The 15157-nt window shown below is 51.0% G+C and carries 12 protein-coding genes; 3 read left to right on the forward strand and 9 right to left on the reverse strand.

All coding sequences use genetic code 11. The annotated features are described in order from the left end of the window. Positions 1-2: 2 nt before the first annotated feature. The 4 genes from AC0J20_RS18530 to AC0J20_RS18545 all read right to left on the reverse strand — a co-directional run bounded on the left by AC0J20_RS18530 (position 3) and on the right by AC0J20_RS18545 (position 6448). On the reverse strand, positions 3-1331 hold the full coding sequence (locus AC0J20_RS18530) for an AMP-binding protein (protein WP_473022871.1): 1329 nt from the start codon (positions 1329-1331) through the stop codon (positions 3-5). A gap of 1 nt (position 1332) precedes the next feature. After that, positions 1333-3129: an IucA/IucC family protein gene (locus AC0J20_RS18535; protein WP_473022872.1), complete on the reverse strand. Its 1797-nt coding sequence runs from the start codon at positions 3127-3129 to the stop codon at positions 1333-1335. Continuing rightward, on the reverse strand, positions 3116-4984 hold the full coding sequence (locus AC0J20_RS18540) for an IucA/IucC family protein (RefSeq protein WP_473022873.1): 1869 nt from the start codon (positions 4982-4984) through the stop codon (positions 3116-3118). The genes AC0J20_RS18535 and AC0J20_RS18540 overlap by 14 nt, the downstream gene beginning before the upstream one ends. Positions 4985-5077: 93 nt before the next feature. Then, positions 5078-6448: an MATE family efflux transporter gene (locus AC0J20_RS18545; RefSeq protein ID WP_473022874.1), complete on the reverse strand. Its 1371-nt coding sequence runs from the start codon at positions 6446-6448 to the stop codon at positions 5078-5080. A gap of 329 nt (positions 6449-6777) precedes the next feature. On the opposite strand from AC0J20_RS18545, the gene AC0J20_RS18550 reads away from it, so the two are divergent. After that, positions 6778-7089 (forward strand): DUF2218 domain-containing protein, encoded by a 312-nt coding sequence (locus tag AC0J20_RS18550; RefSeq protein ID WP_473022875.1) that lies wholly within the window; start codon positions 6778-6780, stop codon positions 7087-7089. Between the two features lie 24 nt (positions 7090-7113). On the opposite strand, the gene AC0J20_RS18555 is transcribed toward AC0J20_RS18550, so the two are convergent. Beyond that, positions 7114-7965, reverse strand: a complete 852-nt coding sequence (locus tag AC0J20_RS18555) for a LysR family transcriptional regulator (protein ID WP_473022876.1) — start codon at positions 7963-7965, stop codon at positions 7114-7116. Between the two features lie 139 nt (positions 7966-8104). Here AC0J20_RS18555 and AC0J20_RS18560 point away from each other — a divergent pair, with 139 nt between their 5' ends. Then, positions 8105-8812: an FMN-dependent NADH-azoreductase gene (locus AC0J20_RS18560; RefSeq protein ID WP_473022877.1), complete on the forward strand. Its 708-nt coding sequence runs from the start codon at positions 8105-8107 to the stop codon at positions 8810-8812. Here the strand turns inward: AC0J20_RS18560 and AC0J20_RS18565 are convergent. Further along, the gene (locus tag AC0J20_RS18565) at positions 8778-9308 is read right to left on the reverse strand and encodes an NADPH-dependent FMN reductase (RefSeq protein WP_473022878.1); all 531 of its coding nucleotides are present in this window, start codon (positions 9306-9308) and stop codon (positions 8778-8780) included. The genes AC0J20_RS18560 and AC0J20_RS18565 overlap by 35 nt on opposite strands. Before the next feature lie 33 nt (positions 9309-9341). Then, positions 9342-10244, reverse strand: a complete 903-nt coding sequence (locus tag AC0J20_RS18570; RefSeq protein ID WP_473022879.1) for a pirin family protein — start codon at positions 10242-10244, stop codon at positions 9342-9344. A 120-nt stretch (positions 10245-10364) separates the two neighbouring features. On the opposite strand from AC0J20_RS18570, the gene AC0J20_RS18575 reads away from it, so the two are divergent. Continuing rightward, positions 10365-11285, forward strand: coding sequence for a LysR substrate-binding domain-containing protein (locus AC0J20_RS18575; protein WP_473022880.1), 921 nt, complete (start codon positions 10365-10367; stop codon positions 11283-11285). 67 nt (positions 11286-11352) lie between these two features. Here AC0J20_RS18575 and AC0J20_RS18580 read toward each other — a convergent pair whose 3' ends face one another. Continuing rightward, positions 11353-13266, reverse strand: a complete 1914-nt coding sequence (locus tag AC0J20_RS18580; RefSeq protein WP_473022881.1) for a PhoX family protein — start codon at positions 13264-13266, stop codon at positions 11353-11355. Positions 13267-13282: 16 nt separating this feature from the next. Continuing rightward, positions 13283-15115 carry a phytase gene (locus tag AC0J20_RS18585; protein ID WP_473022882.1) on the reverse strand — a complete coding sequence of 611 codons (1833 nt, stop codon included), beginning with the start codon at positions 15113-15115 and terminating at the stop codon, positions 13283-13285. Positions 15116-15157 lie beyond the last annotated feature (42 nt).

A 15157-nucleotide genomic window follows, 5' to 3' on the forward strand; every position in this document is an offset into this window, starting at 1 on the left:
TACTAGCCTGCTGTCAACCTGGGGTCATTCTCCTGGCATGGCTGGCCTTCGGATGAAGTGCCTTGTGAAGCCAGCCAACTTGCTGCCAGTTGCTTGCGATTGATCTTGCCGTTCGCCAGGCGCCCGATTTCAGGCACGGCCACCACCCGATGGGGCACCTGCCAGTCGGCCAGTCGCTGGCCGCACCAGCGGCGCAACTCATCGGCCTGCAACGTGCTGTCTGTGCAAAATTGCAAACATGCCCGCTGACCGGCCTGTGCATCCGGTATTTTGAATAACACGGCATCTCGCACCTGCGGATGCGACAACACCACATCTTCAACATCTTGCGGATAGATATTCATACCCGCCACAATGATGGTGTCATCCTGTCGGGCCACAAAATGCAGTAGTGACTCGCCATTCAGCGCCGGTGCAAAATAGCCCAAATCCTGAGTGCGTACCGGTGCGGTATCGGCGGACATACATTGACTGACGCATATCTCCTGAGGCTCACCCGGCTCGTTTCCTGCGCTGGCTTGCAGGTGAGGTAAAATACTGCCTACCGCATTCGCACTTTGGGTATCCCGGTTAAGGCTGATACAGCCCACTTCAGAGCAACCATATTGCTGGAACAGGTTTGCCACCTGCAAACGCACCCGCTTAAACACCGGCTCTGACATTAACGTGCCCGAAATTATCGCGGCATGCAGGTGACTGCCTTTCGGCCAAAACTGAATGAGGGTACTGAGCATGGCGGGCGAGGTATACAACAAGGGTTTGTCGGTGGCCAAAAGCAGCTTCAGCAAAAATTTAGGGTTGATATTGATGACGACTCTGGGCATCTGACCACGAGCCAGCGCCACCAGGACACCGCAAATCAAACCATAAGAGTGAGTCACCGGGCAGGCCACCACAGGATTCATCTGCCGGGCTTCGGGAAAATGCTGACAGTAACTGTCAATTTCCGTGGTGATATCCGCCCAACTGCGCTTGATACATTTTGATGCACCCGTGGTGCCGGAACTCATCTGAATCAACCCGGCATCTGAGGGTTCACTGGCGGCCACGGTAAGACTCAACGGATTATTGATATCGCCATAAAACAACCATCCACAACCCGCCTTTACGGCATAGTTTTTTGCGAGTGCTTTGGGAGTATTGCCGTGAATAGGTAACACAGACAGCTTGTGTTCTCTGGCATAAAGGCACATCGCCAGGCCCAAAAAGGTATCAGGAACACAGATAGCTATGTGCCCACCCGGCTCCTGTAACGGCGCCAGGTTGGCAAACTCTGCAAATTGTTGCTCCAGCGCCTGACGGGCGTAGAAGGTTTCATCAATATATAACATGTTAGACTCCACCCCGAATCGGCTGAACGGGGTTAGGTATGGTATGGTGAAATTCACGGTCTGATTGACCACTCAGCTTTTTGCGCAACAACGATTCAGTCCGGATCTTCGGCCGGGAAACATCAATCCGGGCCAGACGCTCTGACCAGTTGTGTGCCGTTGCGGCATAACCCTGCAACGCTGCATCAACCTGCTGCCAAAACTGCGTTTCCGGATAATCAAATTGCTGCTCTAACAACTGCGCCAGCTCGCTCAGGTTGTACACAAACAGGGTATCAACCAGCAGCTCACGCAGGGCCTCCACCGAAGACATCCAGTAAAAGCGATCCGCTTCGGCATGCTCATAATCCGGGTGCAATGTAGCAAAATCCGGTTGCAGCTCTGGTGCCGCCAAAAACTCACTGACAAATTCCAGGCTTTCATGAAAATCCCGCAGCACCAGTTTCTGCGGCCAGCCATTGTGGTGCAGTAAGGTCATATTTTGCCCATGAGTTTCCAGCGCAATGCCATGGCGTACCAGCAAATGCCAGACTGGCCAGACAACCACCTCCAACAAACGCCGTAGCCATGTTTCAATCCCGTACTGATGCAGCCAGGGGGCGATAAAGGCATCGCCATCGGCTTCTGTCAGGCACAAGGCCACAAAAGGCGTCGCGGTAAAACCATCCGCCACTGTAGCAATACTGTCGCGAAAGATGACACACAACGAGGGGGCAAGCATTTTCAGCCACGGGTGGTCAGTATGGGCATCCGGATTTACTCTGTTGTCGTCTTGCAGCACCATCGCGGCGTATTCACGCTGAATCAGCAGCTCACTGTGCTCAGCAAACCAGGGATCTTGCGCAATCACTGTGTGCAACCACTGACTTAACAGAGGAGCGGTGCACACCGAATGAGGTTCAATGGTGCGCAGCGATGAGCTGTTCACCACATTAAGCGGCACCTTGATGTTGGCCTTTTCAGGGTGACTGACATTCAACAAAGTACGCAACGAAATACTGGCCTGATATTCATCACCGGCCTTGCCCAGCAGAAGCACATGGCGCTGTGCTATGGCAGGTGCCAGTGACGTATGCAACCTGGCAAGTTGCCAGGGATGAATAGGTAACCAGGTGTACTCCTCCGATCCGATACCCTGAGCCTCCATCGCGTCGCAAAGTTGCTGCCAGCATTCGCTGCCCAGTTCCCGCTGCCAAAACGCCTGTTCGTCATGACAATCCAGACGCATAGCCAGAAGCGACTTCCTTACCGCCAACCAACAAAGCTGAAAGCGGTTAGCAGCTTCGGGGCCATATTGAGCATGATCATTAAAGCTAAAGCCGGTGCGCGCTTTAAAACAAGGATGGTAGGGGTGTCCCTCGTGAATAGCGGATTCCAGCGCCACGTAATCCAGACCTCGACGATCCTCTGCGCTGACGAGGTTGTCCTGGTTCCAGCGACAAAACGCGATGGTTTGTTGCAATTCCTGTAGTAAGCGTTGGCGCGCCTTTGCCTGCCCTGGTAGTGCTGCCACCAACTCAGCCAAATCCACCGGATGTAGCTCGCTGGCGTGGCATTGCCAAATCTGTTCCTGTATCAGGCGTACCCGGCCAAAACCGGACAGGTTGCCGCGGGCACAATAGCTCAGCGTTTTGCCGTTAAACCTAAACCAGTTGCCATCAAAGTGATAGGGCAACAGGCCTTCGAACAATGCTGCTTCCAGCAATTGTCGTATCACCCGTGCCCGATGACGGCAAACCTTTTCGCTTTGTGTTGTACTGCTCAATGGCGCTGATACACCAGCCTCAGACAGACTCAAGCGCAACCTCGGCTTCGGTCAGAATATTAGCGGCATTGTGCGGCAGGCTGGTGCGGGTATACAACGGGTTGTATATCTGGGTGTAAACTGCCAGTTCGTTATCTGCCTGCAGTTCATCAACATCTTCCACCCTGGTCAGCAGGTTGCCTTTGCACGGAATAGTTTTGCGATACAAAATCGACTCAATCAGGGCGCTACCCCGGCCCGACATACGCGGCAATAAACGCAATAACCGGTTACGTGTTTCTTCCAGCAGCACCGATTCGGGGAGCAGTTGATCCAACCCGAAGCGATTGATAACCGCAAACAACTGATTGATAACCAGGTAATAGCTGAAGCGGTCGAAGATCATACTGTCGGCATAAAATAACTCCGGGCATTGCTCAAGACCGGGTTCGATATCCAGTAAGATTTCGCGCTGAGATTCAGCCAGGTAAACCCCCTGGTTGTCCCGATAATAATAGCGTTCCGGGTAGCCGCGGCTGAGTGCCAGTATTGAATTTTGCTGGTGTGCTTCCAGCGCGATCCCCAACTGATCAAACAACTGAATGGCGGGCTCAATAGCGCACTGCCAGTAACGGCTAAACCAATCCATACTGGTTTGCGCCAGTGATTTACCTTGCTGCAAACTCAGTTTGGTGATGATTTGTGCCAGCCTGGAGTGCCCACCGGGATGAATGGGCTCCTGCAGCAAAGCTGCCAGTGATTGCACACCTGCCAGCCCGGTATCACCCGCCTGTGCTGCAAAGGGGTTATCGCGAATAATAAATTCAAAACCACTCTCCTGTCGCTGGGGTAAATCCAAAGATAGATAAGCCGGGTCGCGGATCAAACTAAAATCAGGGTGGCTCTGACTGAAGCCATTGTCAGTCATCAGGCGGGCCAACGTAACCCCGGCCGCCAGTTCGTGACGCATGTTAATACGCATTGAATTGGTGATTTTAACCGGTATCGACACCTTCACCATATAGTCCAGTTCGTCGCAATATAAGGTCCGTACTGACGAAGTGGCAGTAAAGAAAGGGCCGAGTGGACCCACTTCAAACAATTTGTGCTGATGAATAAGTTGCTGAATGTAATCCTGATTGAGCAACCAGGTTGCCTGCAATGGGTGTACAGCCAGCAACACTCTGCCCTGATTGCGTTGCTGTTCTGCACACTGTCGCAATGCCTCATCCGCTTCGCGATTCGCGATATCTGCCACTATGTGTTCGGCGCTGTGCGCTAATACCGAATTCTGTATCACTAAATCCGCTTCCACTGCGAAAAAGTGCAGTTTAAAACGCCCTTTGAGTTCAGGGGCATAACGGGCGTGCTGCCACTGGTGCATACCCTGTCGTGACTTAGGGGTGGGATGCAACCAATGGCCAAATAAAATAGATTGCTCAGTATCGATAAACCGGCCACTTTGCAACGCCGCATCATCATGTCTGGCTTGCAGATAGTGCGCCATAATCTGATGGCTTTCCAGGGTGCGGGAGGTCAATTCCAGTTGCTGATCACTGACTGGTATTGCACCGTCAGGTTGGGCATAAATCTCCTGAATCAACAACATAATGGCGGATATTGAATCAATGGGATGCCAGTCCATACTACCGGGTTGCAGTTGATAGCACTGAGCCAGTTTGTGTCGTCCCACCAGTGAACGGTAAGTTACGGCAATGGCCAGACTCTGTCCGGTTTTGACCAACTGTAGTTCATTGATGAACTGTGTTTGTTGCTCTGGTTCCAGACCCGAACACCGCTGCCATTGGTCGGCAGGATGCCAGACACCTGGCTGAATTTCTCTGAGATAAGCGTTTGCGAACGCCTGAAAGGAAGCATCGTCTGCCACTTGCCTGGCCTGAAATGCCATGCATAACTCCTGAAGCTTGCGCCGGTTATTAAACTGCCCAACAGGTTAATGATAACCATTATCACCTTCAATTGAATTTACAATTGTTACATCTCAGAACAGGCGTGCAGGTCGAAAGCGCCAGGCAAAGCTCAATGCCAGCAAGAAGGTTAACCATTCTGCCACCGGCAGTCCCAGCAGAAATAACCAATCTGACGGCGTCGGTCCGAATAAATTGGTGTGATAAAAAACCCCATAAAACAGCAACAACATCATGGCGGGCAACAGGATGCTGCGACAGGAAGCCAGCGTCGCGGATACCCCGGGTTGATGCACTGCGGTCAGATAACAACTGAGCAAAATATTACAACCATTGACCAGAAACAACGGCCACAGCAGTAGCATAATATTCCCGGATAACGATGCCACGGCCACCGCTTCCGCATCCAAAAACCAACTGATAACTGTGCTCTGAGCGAAAACCACGGCTAACACCAGGGCACCACCAATGGCACAGGCCGTGGCCAACGACAAGGTCAAAAACTGACCGATACGCTGACGATGACCGGCACCAAAATTTTGACTGACTAACAGGTGCAGCGCATCCGCCACACCGTAGCTCAGCATAATACTGAGGAAGATGAGGTAGTTCACGACACTGAAAGCCGCTACCCCCGAGGTCCCTAATTGCGTGACCAATAACCAGTTGAGTAACAGAAACAACACCCCGACTGAGATCTCATTAATGAACTCAGAAAAACCATTGTAGGCGGTGCGCCACAGCGTTCGCCATTGTTGCTGGAAAAGAGAAAAGCGCAGGCTTCGACGCTGACTGAAAAACCAACCTGACAGTACCGCGAATTGCAACAACTGAGCAATTGCCGTGGCATAAGCGGCCCCGGCCAGGCCCATTTGCCAATGGACAACCAACAGGGCGTCACAAACGATGTTCGTCAGGGCCCCCACCACCAGCGCCCAGGTACCTAACACCTGGTGGCCGTCCATACGCACAAAATAATACAGGACCATAGTGGTTAACTGTCCGATAAATACCCAGCGGATCACCGCCAGGTATTCCCGCATCAAAGGCTGAACATCAACCGGCGCATTAAGCAGCCACAACAACCAGGGTTCAGCAACAAAACTGGCGATGGCAAACACACTGTTCAGCAGTACGGTCACTATCAGCACTTTACTGAACACCCCGCAAGCCATTGCCACATTTCCCTGGCCCAGGTATTTTCCGACCGTCACAGCCCCACCGATGGCCAGCATCAGGGCAATAGCAATCAACAAACTAAAATAGGGTAACAGCAAACTAATGGCCGCCAACGCTTCGGCTCCCACATAGTTACCCACAAAGATACCGTCCACCAGATTCGCCGTAGTAAGGGCCACCAGACCCACCATCGAAGGCACAACATAATAAAAAAAGGTGCGCAAAATCGGGCCATCAAGGGCAGGATTAGTGTGGTGTGATTTCATAAATGAGGTACTTCCCTGTATCAGATGGTGACAAATTTATTGAGGATTTGGGATGCTACGCGGCCACTGAGCGTTCAGCAATCAAGGTTACAATTGTGACATTTGGCGAAACAGGTTAGCGATATCTACGCCTGCCCCCAGTCGCTGACAGAAGAATTCCCGGAGACAAATGTAACAGTTGTAACTTTTATTTCCTTTGAGGCCTCAATTCCCATAATGCATCGTAAATAATAATTATTATCATTTAAGTGTTCAACGTGCAACACCGGCCTGTTATAGCCCGTATGGCTTTTCCGTCTGCGTTGTATGCCAATATTCAGGAACCATATATGTCTGAACAACAATCTCAATTTCATCGCACTGCCGAGGTACAAACCCACAACGGCAGTAAATATTTGCAGCGATTGTGCAAACATTTTGCCCACAGGGTCACTGCCAACTGGAGCGAGCATCAGGGCAATGTTAATTTTGCCGAGGGAACCTGCACCTTATGGTCTGATGCCGGGTCTTTGAATATGGTGTGCCGGGCCGATTCCGAACAGGAACTGGCCGAAATAGTCGATACCCTTGACCGGCATTTTATCCGCTTTGCCAAAGCCGAGGCCCCCAACCTGGTTTGGCAATCACAATCACTGAGATAAACCAGATAGGCTGCAACGCCAACGCTATGCCACCAGCAGGGCCTGTAGCCAATGCAAAAAAAGTTGGTTGTTGTTACTGTCGTAGTGCGACTTGTCGGGGCAATAATAACAATAACCTGTGTCTACAGAATGGCTGCCGACCGGTGTTAACAGGCCGCCTTGCACAAAAGGTTTACTCAGTGTTGCGGAGCAAAACACCAGGCACTTGCCCATGACGGCCTGCTGGATCCCGATCAGCTCCTGATCATGGCTGATAAACTCAATATCGGGTTTCAGGTTGAAGTTATTAGCCAACCAGCTGTCGATTGGTGGCGCCTGCAGTGCCGGGTTTTTCCATCGGGTTAACGCAATTCGCAGCGCGTTGTTACTCATCAATGCCGGCACAGCCGATGGTGCGCCAAAAACATCAAATGTTTCGCGACACAGAATATCCTCAGCAGCCACACTCTCAGTATTGCCAAAACGGATCGGCAACGAGTAGAGCTGATTTTCAATGCTTTCTCCGCTGGAGACCTCCACAGCAATGCTGGGAAATTGTCGCTGGAAGTCTTCCAGTGCGGGGATCAATACCAAAGAGGCAAAAGAAGTGGTTGTGGCAACCTGAATTTTTCTGCCTGCCAGGCTGATCTCTTCCAGCGCCTGTTCAATCGTTCTGAAGCCCCGGCTGGCAGCGTCAGCTAACCTTTTCCCGGCCTGTGTCAGTTGGATCTTTCTGACACTGCGATGAAACAGCGAGAGACTCAACCTGCTTTCAAGGTTCTGCACATGGTGAGAAATAGCTGTAGGCGACAGTGACAGTTCTTCGGCCGCCGCTTTAAAACTGCCGTGTCGTGCCGCTGCTTCGAATGCTTTCAGCGCCTGTAACGATACCTGCATCACAACCTGCCTGTTTGTGGTTCCGCAAAGCCATTATTATAGATGATTTAAACTCATCTATAATCTTATTTTATTCGTTTGTCGCCCAATGGTGCTGATCTTATAGTTCAGGTACAAATCAACACCGGGAGATAACACCATGACCCAGTTACTGCATATCGATGCCAGCGTAAGATGTTTTGATCAGAACCAAAACCGACACAGTTCCATATCCAAAAGGATCGCCCATCAATTCATTGACAGCTGGCAAAAAACTCGCCACATAGATGAATATACCTATCGCGATGTGGGTGTAAATCCGCCCGGCTTTATCACTCAGGAATGGATTGCCGCAGTGTTTACAGCGGATGAAGATAAAAGCCCGGAGCAAAAGCAGCTGCTGGCTTTATCAGATCAGTTAATTCAGGAAGTGGCACAGGCTGATGTGATTGTTATTTCTTCACCTATGTACAACTACGGTATGCCGGCACAACTAAAAGCCTGGTTTGATCAGGTAGTGCGCATCAATAAAACCTTTGATTTTGATTTGGCCAGAGGAGACTTCCCGTTACAGCCTCTGTTACAGGGTAAAACTCTGATCATTATCACCTCCAGCGGAGAATTTGGATTTGAACAGGGCGGCATCAGAGAGGCTCAAAGCCATCTCACCCCCCATTTACGCACCCTGAGCAAATACCTCGGCGTAGAGGAGATCCACGAAATTGCCTCCGAATATCAGGAATTCAATGATGAGAGGCACATTGCATCCCTTAACAATGCACTGGCAACGGCGACAACACTGGCCCAACAACTGGCTCAACAAACCCAACAGGTTACTGAGCTTCAGGCAGTTGCAGTGTCTGCCTGAGTTGTTTATCCAGCTCGGTATTCGTCAAACGATTGGTCTTTGTATCAAAGTTATCGAAAAAAGCCGGGATCGCTAAAGCACCGGCCACAGTACCACCAAAATAAGGCGCGGATGTGCGGGCCATGGCCAGCACATTTCCTGCCCCCCCTTTACCCGGCGATGTTGACAGCATGATTATGGATTTGCCCTGGTACACCTTTAATTGCTTTCGGGTCGCCCAGTCAAACAGGTTTTTGTAGGCCACTGTATAGTTTGCATTGTGCTCTGCAAAGGATATCAACAGCACATCCGCAGCGGCTATTTTATCCAGGAAATCACCCACGACTTCCGGTATGCCCTGCTCCTGCTCCAGATCTACGCTGAAGATGGGTAAGGGGTAATCATTAATATCCAGCACTTCTACTTCATGCTCAGGGAGCAGTGTCACAGCGTAACTGATTAACGCTTTATTGATTGAGTTGCGACTATTGCTGGCTGCAAACGCTAATACCTTCATTGTTTTCTCCTGATAAAACCTTAATTTGTTGAATTATCCAATCGAACCAAATTTACCCGCAGCATATTCCTGCTCCTTGCGCAGAATCTGCTCTTGGGTTTGCATAATGATGGGGCCTTTCTGAACAAAGGGCTCATTGATGGGGCTGGCCGAAAAAAACACAAAATGGGATTTCTCATCAGCGAGGTTGTGCAGTTGAAAGGCCGACTCTGCACCTGTATCACTGAGACTGATGGCCATTGCCTGCCCCTGCTGCAAAACGCCATTGTGCTGTTCTGATTGCAGTTGCAACTCACCGGATACCACATACAACCAGCCGTTCTGGCCCGCGGCAACATCAATATCAATGTGCCGTAAGGGATTCACTTTTCCCTCTAAAATGGTCATGGGTAACACCGGCGTTACCGGATTCTCCACTGCCTGATATTGCCCCTGGAGCAATCTTATCCGGGCGTTAGCATCTTCGATAACAGGAATATCTCCGGCTCTGAGCAAAAAAGAAGCGGGTTGTTCACTTCTGCGGGACTGCGGAAGATTTACAAAAACCTGTAATCCATGAATGGCCGAGCCTGGTCTCGGTGCTTCGTCGTGCAGGGCACCTGAGCCTGAATTCAGCCAGTAAACATCACCGGGTAGCAAATCGAAATCGTTGCCCAGTGAGTCCCGGTTGTGAAACCGCCCCTGTGTGTCTTCAAATAATATAGACAAAGCGCATAATCCGGCATGAGGGTGAATGCCGAATGTCGATTCTGTCATGCGATAGTGGTCCACCATCACTAACGGGTCCATCATCCTGGAAAAGTCTTTCTCCCTGAAAGACAGTGCGCTGAATCCATCCCCAATGGCAAAAGGATTACCATTTTTCACGCCTGTTGTGGACAGCGCTGGTTGTGGGCTGCGGTCTGTATTAAGGGTATTGGCTGCTTGTAAAATCATAAAATCTCCTTGCCGATGGCCTTGTTAATAACACTATAAATAGAACAAAAAATTCTTCTATAGCCAAAATCTGAAAACTATGTTTCATTTATAGAACGATAGGCTGGATGGTTTTGCCCGATGATCGATATCAATGACTACTTTTATTTTGTGCATGTGGTGGAAAAACAGGGATTTAGTGCCGCGGCATTGGCACTCAATATGCCCAAATCACGTCTGAGTCGTCATGTGGCGAAACTGGAAGAACGGCTGGACATCAAGCTCATAGAGCGAACTTCCCGGCAATTTCGTGTTACCGACGCCGGTGAGGAGTTTTATCGTCACGCCTTATCTGTCGTAGAAAAAGTCGAAAGCACTGAATTTGCCATGCTCAGAAAGAAGCAACTGTTTACCGGTCGCGTGGTACTGAGCTGCTCTATTGGTGTGACACAATACGCGATAAAAAATCTGTTACTGCAATTCCTGAAAGCACACCCCGGCATCGAAGTGGTGCAGCAGGTAACAAACCAGAACATCGATCTGGTGGCAGCAGGCGTTGACCTGGCCATTCGGGGCCATATGGAAACCCTGCCGGACTCCAGCAATATTCAGCGCAAACTGGCCAGGGTTTCCTGGTGTCTGGTGGCCAGCCCCGACTATCTGGCAATGCGTGGCATGCCCAGGGTTCCGCTGGATTTGCAGCAACATCAAAGTCTGAAACTGGGCTGGCAACCTACCCGCAATCAGTGGCAACTCACCCATCATCAGGGGAGCAATATGAATATCCCCATTAAGCCGCAATTTTACAGTGATGATATGAATACGCTGATTCAGGCGGCGCAAGAGGGATTGGGAATCGTCAGTTTGCCTGCTTATACCTGTCGTCAGGCCTTCGCTGAAGGCAGTCTGGTCAGGGTGTTACCCGACTGGAAAACCGGTCAGGCACAACTGAGTTTAATTACCCCCTCCCGCCGGTCTGCCACTCCACCGGTGCAGGCACTGCACAAATACCTGCTTGAACATGTCAACGCCAGCATCGGCGATGACCAGCACGCTGACTAAGTACTACACAGACTAAGTACCAAGCTGATTAAGTACTACACTGACTCAGTAATCCCCCATAGTGATGTTATCGCGTTTGGGTAACAACGATCAGCGCCGGTCTTGGCGGCAGTTCCGCAGCATAATCGGGCCAACGGGTATCGGGCTGATCAAAACTAGAGTCACCACCCGGGTGTTGGATAGCGCAGAAAAAACTCCGGTTATCCGGGGTAAAGCAGGGGCCACACACTTCAGCGCCAACCGGCGCCCGCATAAATCGCTGGGCATAACCTCTTTTTTCACCTTCTGCCACCACCCGCCACACACCGTCAGCGACGCCAAAATCCTCTGCGCCATCGGTTGTAACCCAAATATTGCCCTGGGTATCAAACGCACAATTATCCGGGCAGGCCAGCCAACCGTTTTCATCGGTATCGGGATGATAAAACGTCACGTTTTGTGCGTTATGGGGCTCGGGTTTCCCGGCCAGCAGTAGCACTTCCCAGCGAAATTCATCGGCACAATGGTCCCGTTGTTGGGCTGAACTCTCAGGGGGCAACAATTCAATAATTTGTCCCCCGCGATTGTAGGCCCGCGGATTTGGGCCGTTAAGCGCATCCGGCTGGCGGCTGTCGTTTTTGGTGAGCATCACATACACCTTGCCGCTAACCGGATTAATATCCACATCTTCCGGCCTGTCCATTGGCGTTGCCCCCAGTAAATCCGCTGCCTTTCGGGTATTCAGGAGTACTTCGGCCTGGTTGTTGAAGCCGTTTTTAACCGTTAACGGGCCTTTGCCATGCACCAGTGGCAACCAGGATAAGGTGCCATTCTCAGAAAACCTCGCTACCGACAACACCCCGTTTTCCAGTAGTTGCATATTGTGGGCTCTGCTGGCTTTGTCGTTGCCGGGTTTATAGGTATCCCGACTGACAAATCGATACACATACTCAAACTTTTCATCGTCTCCGCTATATGCAACAGCGCGACCATCAGGGGCAATCGTGACATTCGCACCTTCGTGTTTAAAACGCCCTAACCCGGTGCGTTTTTTCGGTACACTGTTGGGATCATAGGGATCTATCTCCACAATCCAGCCCATGTGAAAAGCTTCACCTGGGTGTTTATTGAGATCCCAGCGTTCCTCATACTGGCTCCAGTTTTTTTCCTGCTCGCCGCTAAACCCGTAGCGCCGGAAGTTGTCTTTTTGCGCTAATTTGTCGACATCTCCGCTGAAATACTTATCAAAGTTCTCCTCTGCGGTGAGAATGGTACCCCAGGGCGTTATCCCACCCGCACAGTTGCCATAGGTACCCAGGGTGGCAATGCCATCCTCGGAGTGTTGCGTTTGCAACCAGGGGTGTCCTGCTGCTGCGCCTGTTAACTGCATTGGTGTGTCAGGGGTTATGCGCCGGGTGTAGTCCGAACCTTTCACCACCTGCCAACCGGATTGCTGCTTTTTAACTTCAATGACTGACAACCCATGGGCAGCGATATCTACCCGGGTTTGCTCCTGATCTAATTGCCCTTCACTGCGAATTCCCGGATGCATCAGGCGGGCTTTGGTGTGTTCATGATTAATGGTCAGCAACCCATGTTCACTGTTGTCAGACCCCAGTGGCAGGGGTAAAAAACCCACATAATCATTGTTAAAACCAAACTGACGCGCCTGTTTTTCACCGGTTTGTTGCAAGGGATCAAATTCGTCACTGTCAGGGAACAAGGGATCGCCCCAGCGCAACAACACCTGGTAGTCATAACCATCAGGCAATGTCAGCCGGGTATCCAGTCCCTGGGGTACAGTGTCGAACTGCCAGGCAGGCGCAGCGCCTGACAGGGTGTCATGAGTATGCGGCTGTAACTCAGAAGAACACCCCGGCAGGGTTCCCCACAACGTCGCGGTACCGGCTACTGCGGCATATTGCAAAAACGTCCGCCTGGGAAAGCGGGCCTGCAACACAGTCTGAAAATTCTGCCTGCTATCAAGGCGGCCTGGTTTCATCGTGATTCCCTGCGATTTACTGAAGTTTAAGGCCAGCGAGAATGTCACTGAATGCCACAAGTTTAAAATTCTGCGGCTGAGCAGGCATCACATTGCGCCCATCCTGTACCACCAGCAAGCCATCCTGATAGACGCCGCCAAAGTTGGCGCTGGACACATCCAGTCCATCCGTTTCTGAAGCACCATCAATACCCGCGAGGACATTGGCTGCGATTTGAAACGAACCGACATAATCAAACGGTGCCTGCGCATGATACAGCGCATAACTGTTGTTCCCCTGGCTGGACACCACCAGATAGTGTGCCTTTTCGGTCAGGTACAGAGCCATGCCTTCCACATCGTCCTGCAGGGGTCCACCCACCTGTATTATGTTCTGTGGCGCCTGACGGGTATCAGCCCTGGCTGAACTGTACCAAATCCCCCTGTCTTCAATGCCCACAAACAACTCGTGGCTGGCATCGTTGGCAACACAGCCTTCAGGCTGGCCGTCCAGTTTAAATTCGCGCACCAGTTTCCCGCCTAAATCCGGGTTGATTTGATACTGCTGATAACGGCCGTCCTTATCATTGATAAACACATAATGTTGTCCTTCGCCCTGATACATGCACAGACCGTAGACTTCATCCAGACTGGTCATCACTTCCCCGGCTGAGGTGACATGACCGCCGGCATCAATAAGAAACAGGCTGATACTGTTATTATCCCGCTGACTGGCTGCCGCCAACGTCTGGGTTATGCCCTGATATTCAAATCCGGCACGTAAATCAACATTATTGATACGGCCAACTTCCAGAAACTGTAACTCATTGCCCGCTAGATCAAATACGGCTAAACCGCGTTTTTTGTCGGTGCCCAGTATCCGACTTTCCTGTGGATTTTTTGGGTTAAACCAGATAGCCGGATCATCCGCTGCATCACCGTATTTTTGCATAGTACCAGTTTCTGCAGAGGGCATTATTTGCGGAAACCCCCTCACTACCGGACTTTCGTTTTGACGCATAGCAATATTGTTCAACACCAGCTCATTGAGATTGTCACCGGTGAGCAATTGCAGGGAATTGTCAGCCACAATTTGCAGGGCAAGGGCTTCTGCCAAAGAACCCACTGATTGTGTTTGCCATTCCCCCTGAGGCGAGTAGATTTGCAAACTACCACCCTCAATTTGCGGCAGTACCAGGCTGCCATCAGCAAGCAGTTGCAGTCTTTCCACTGATTCATTCAGATGCCCGAAAGGCTGTTGCATGGCAACTGCCTCCCGTCCCTTATCGCTTTCCGGGTGAGCGCTCATATGCCAGACCCCAACCCCTTCTTCTACGTAGTATAATCTGTCCCGTTGACTATCCACCGCGCACGCCGTCACGGCATCGGGCACAGGCAAATGTCTGACCGGCTGATTGAGCACCTGCTGTTGACCGGCATGATAGATAATTCGCTGCTCAATTTCGGTGTGCTCCAGCAACAAAAACGCATGCACATCAGCGCTCTGATTTTGCTGATACAGACACACGCCTTCCAGCGCCAGCAGCGTTTCAGGCTGTCGTTGCAACAAGGTTAATTGCGTACCTGTCCAGTGCAAAATATCCAGGCTGTTTTCGTTCTGGTTTAGTGCCGCAATAATAACTTTGCCATCCGCGGTGGTGATGGCGTCAGTTTGCCCATATCGCCCCGGCAACCGGGCCACCATCCGAAGTTCAGTATCCAAAACCTGCAGGCCGTTCTGGGCTGTGCTGACAAGCCAGTGTTGTTGCGGCAAGCCTGATAAAAACTCCACCGCCAGACTCTGTAAAGACAGCACCAGCAAAGACAAACCCAACAAGATTTGCTTGATATTTAAATTGTTAATTAACATGATAATCCACTTAATACGAGATAACTAAAAGCTCAAACTGGG

The sequence above is a fragment of the Planctobacterium sp. R6 genome, assembly GCF_055755215.1.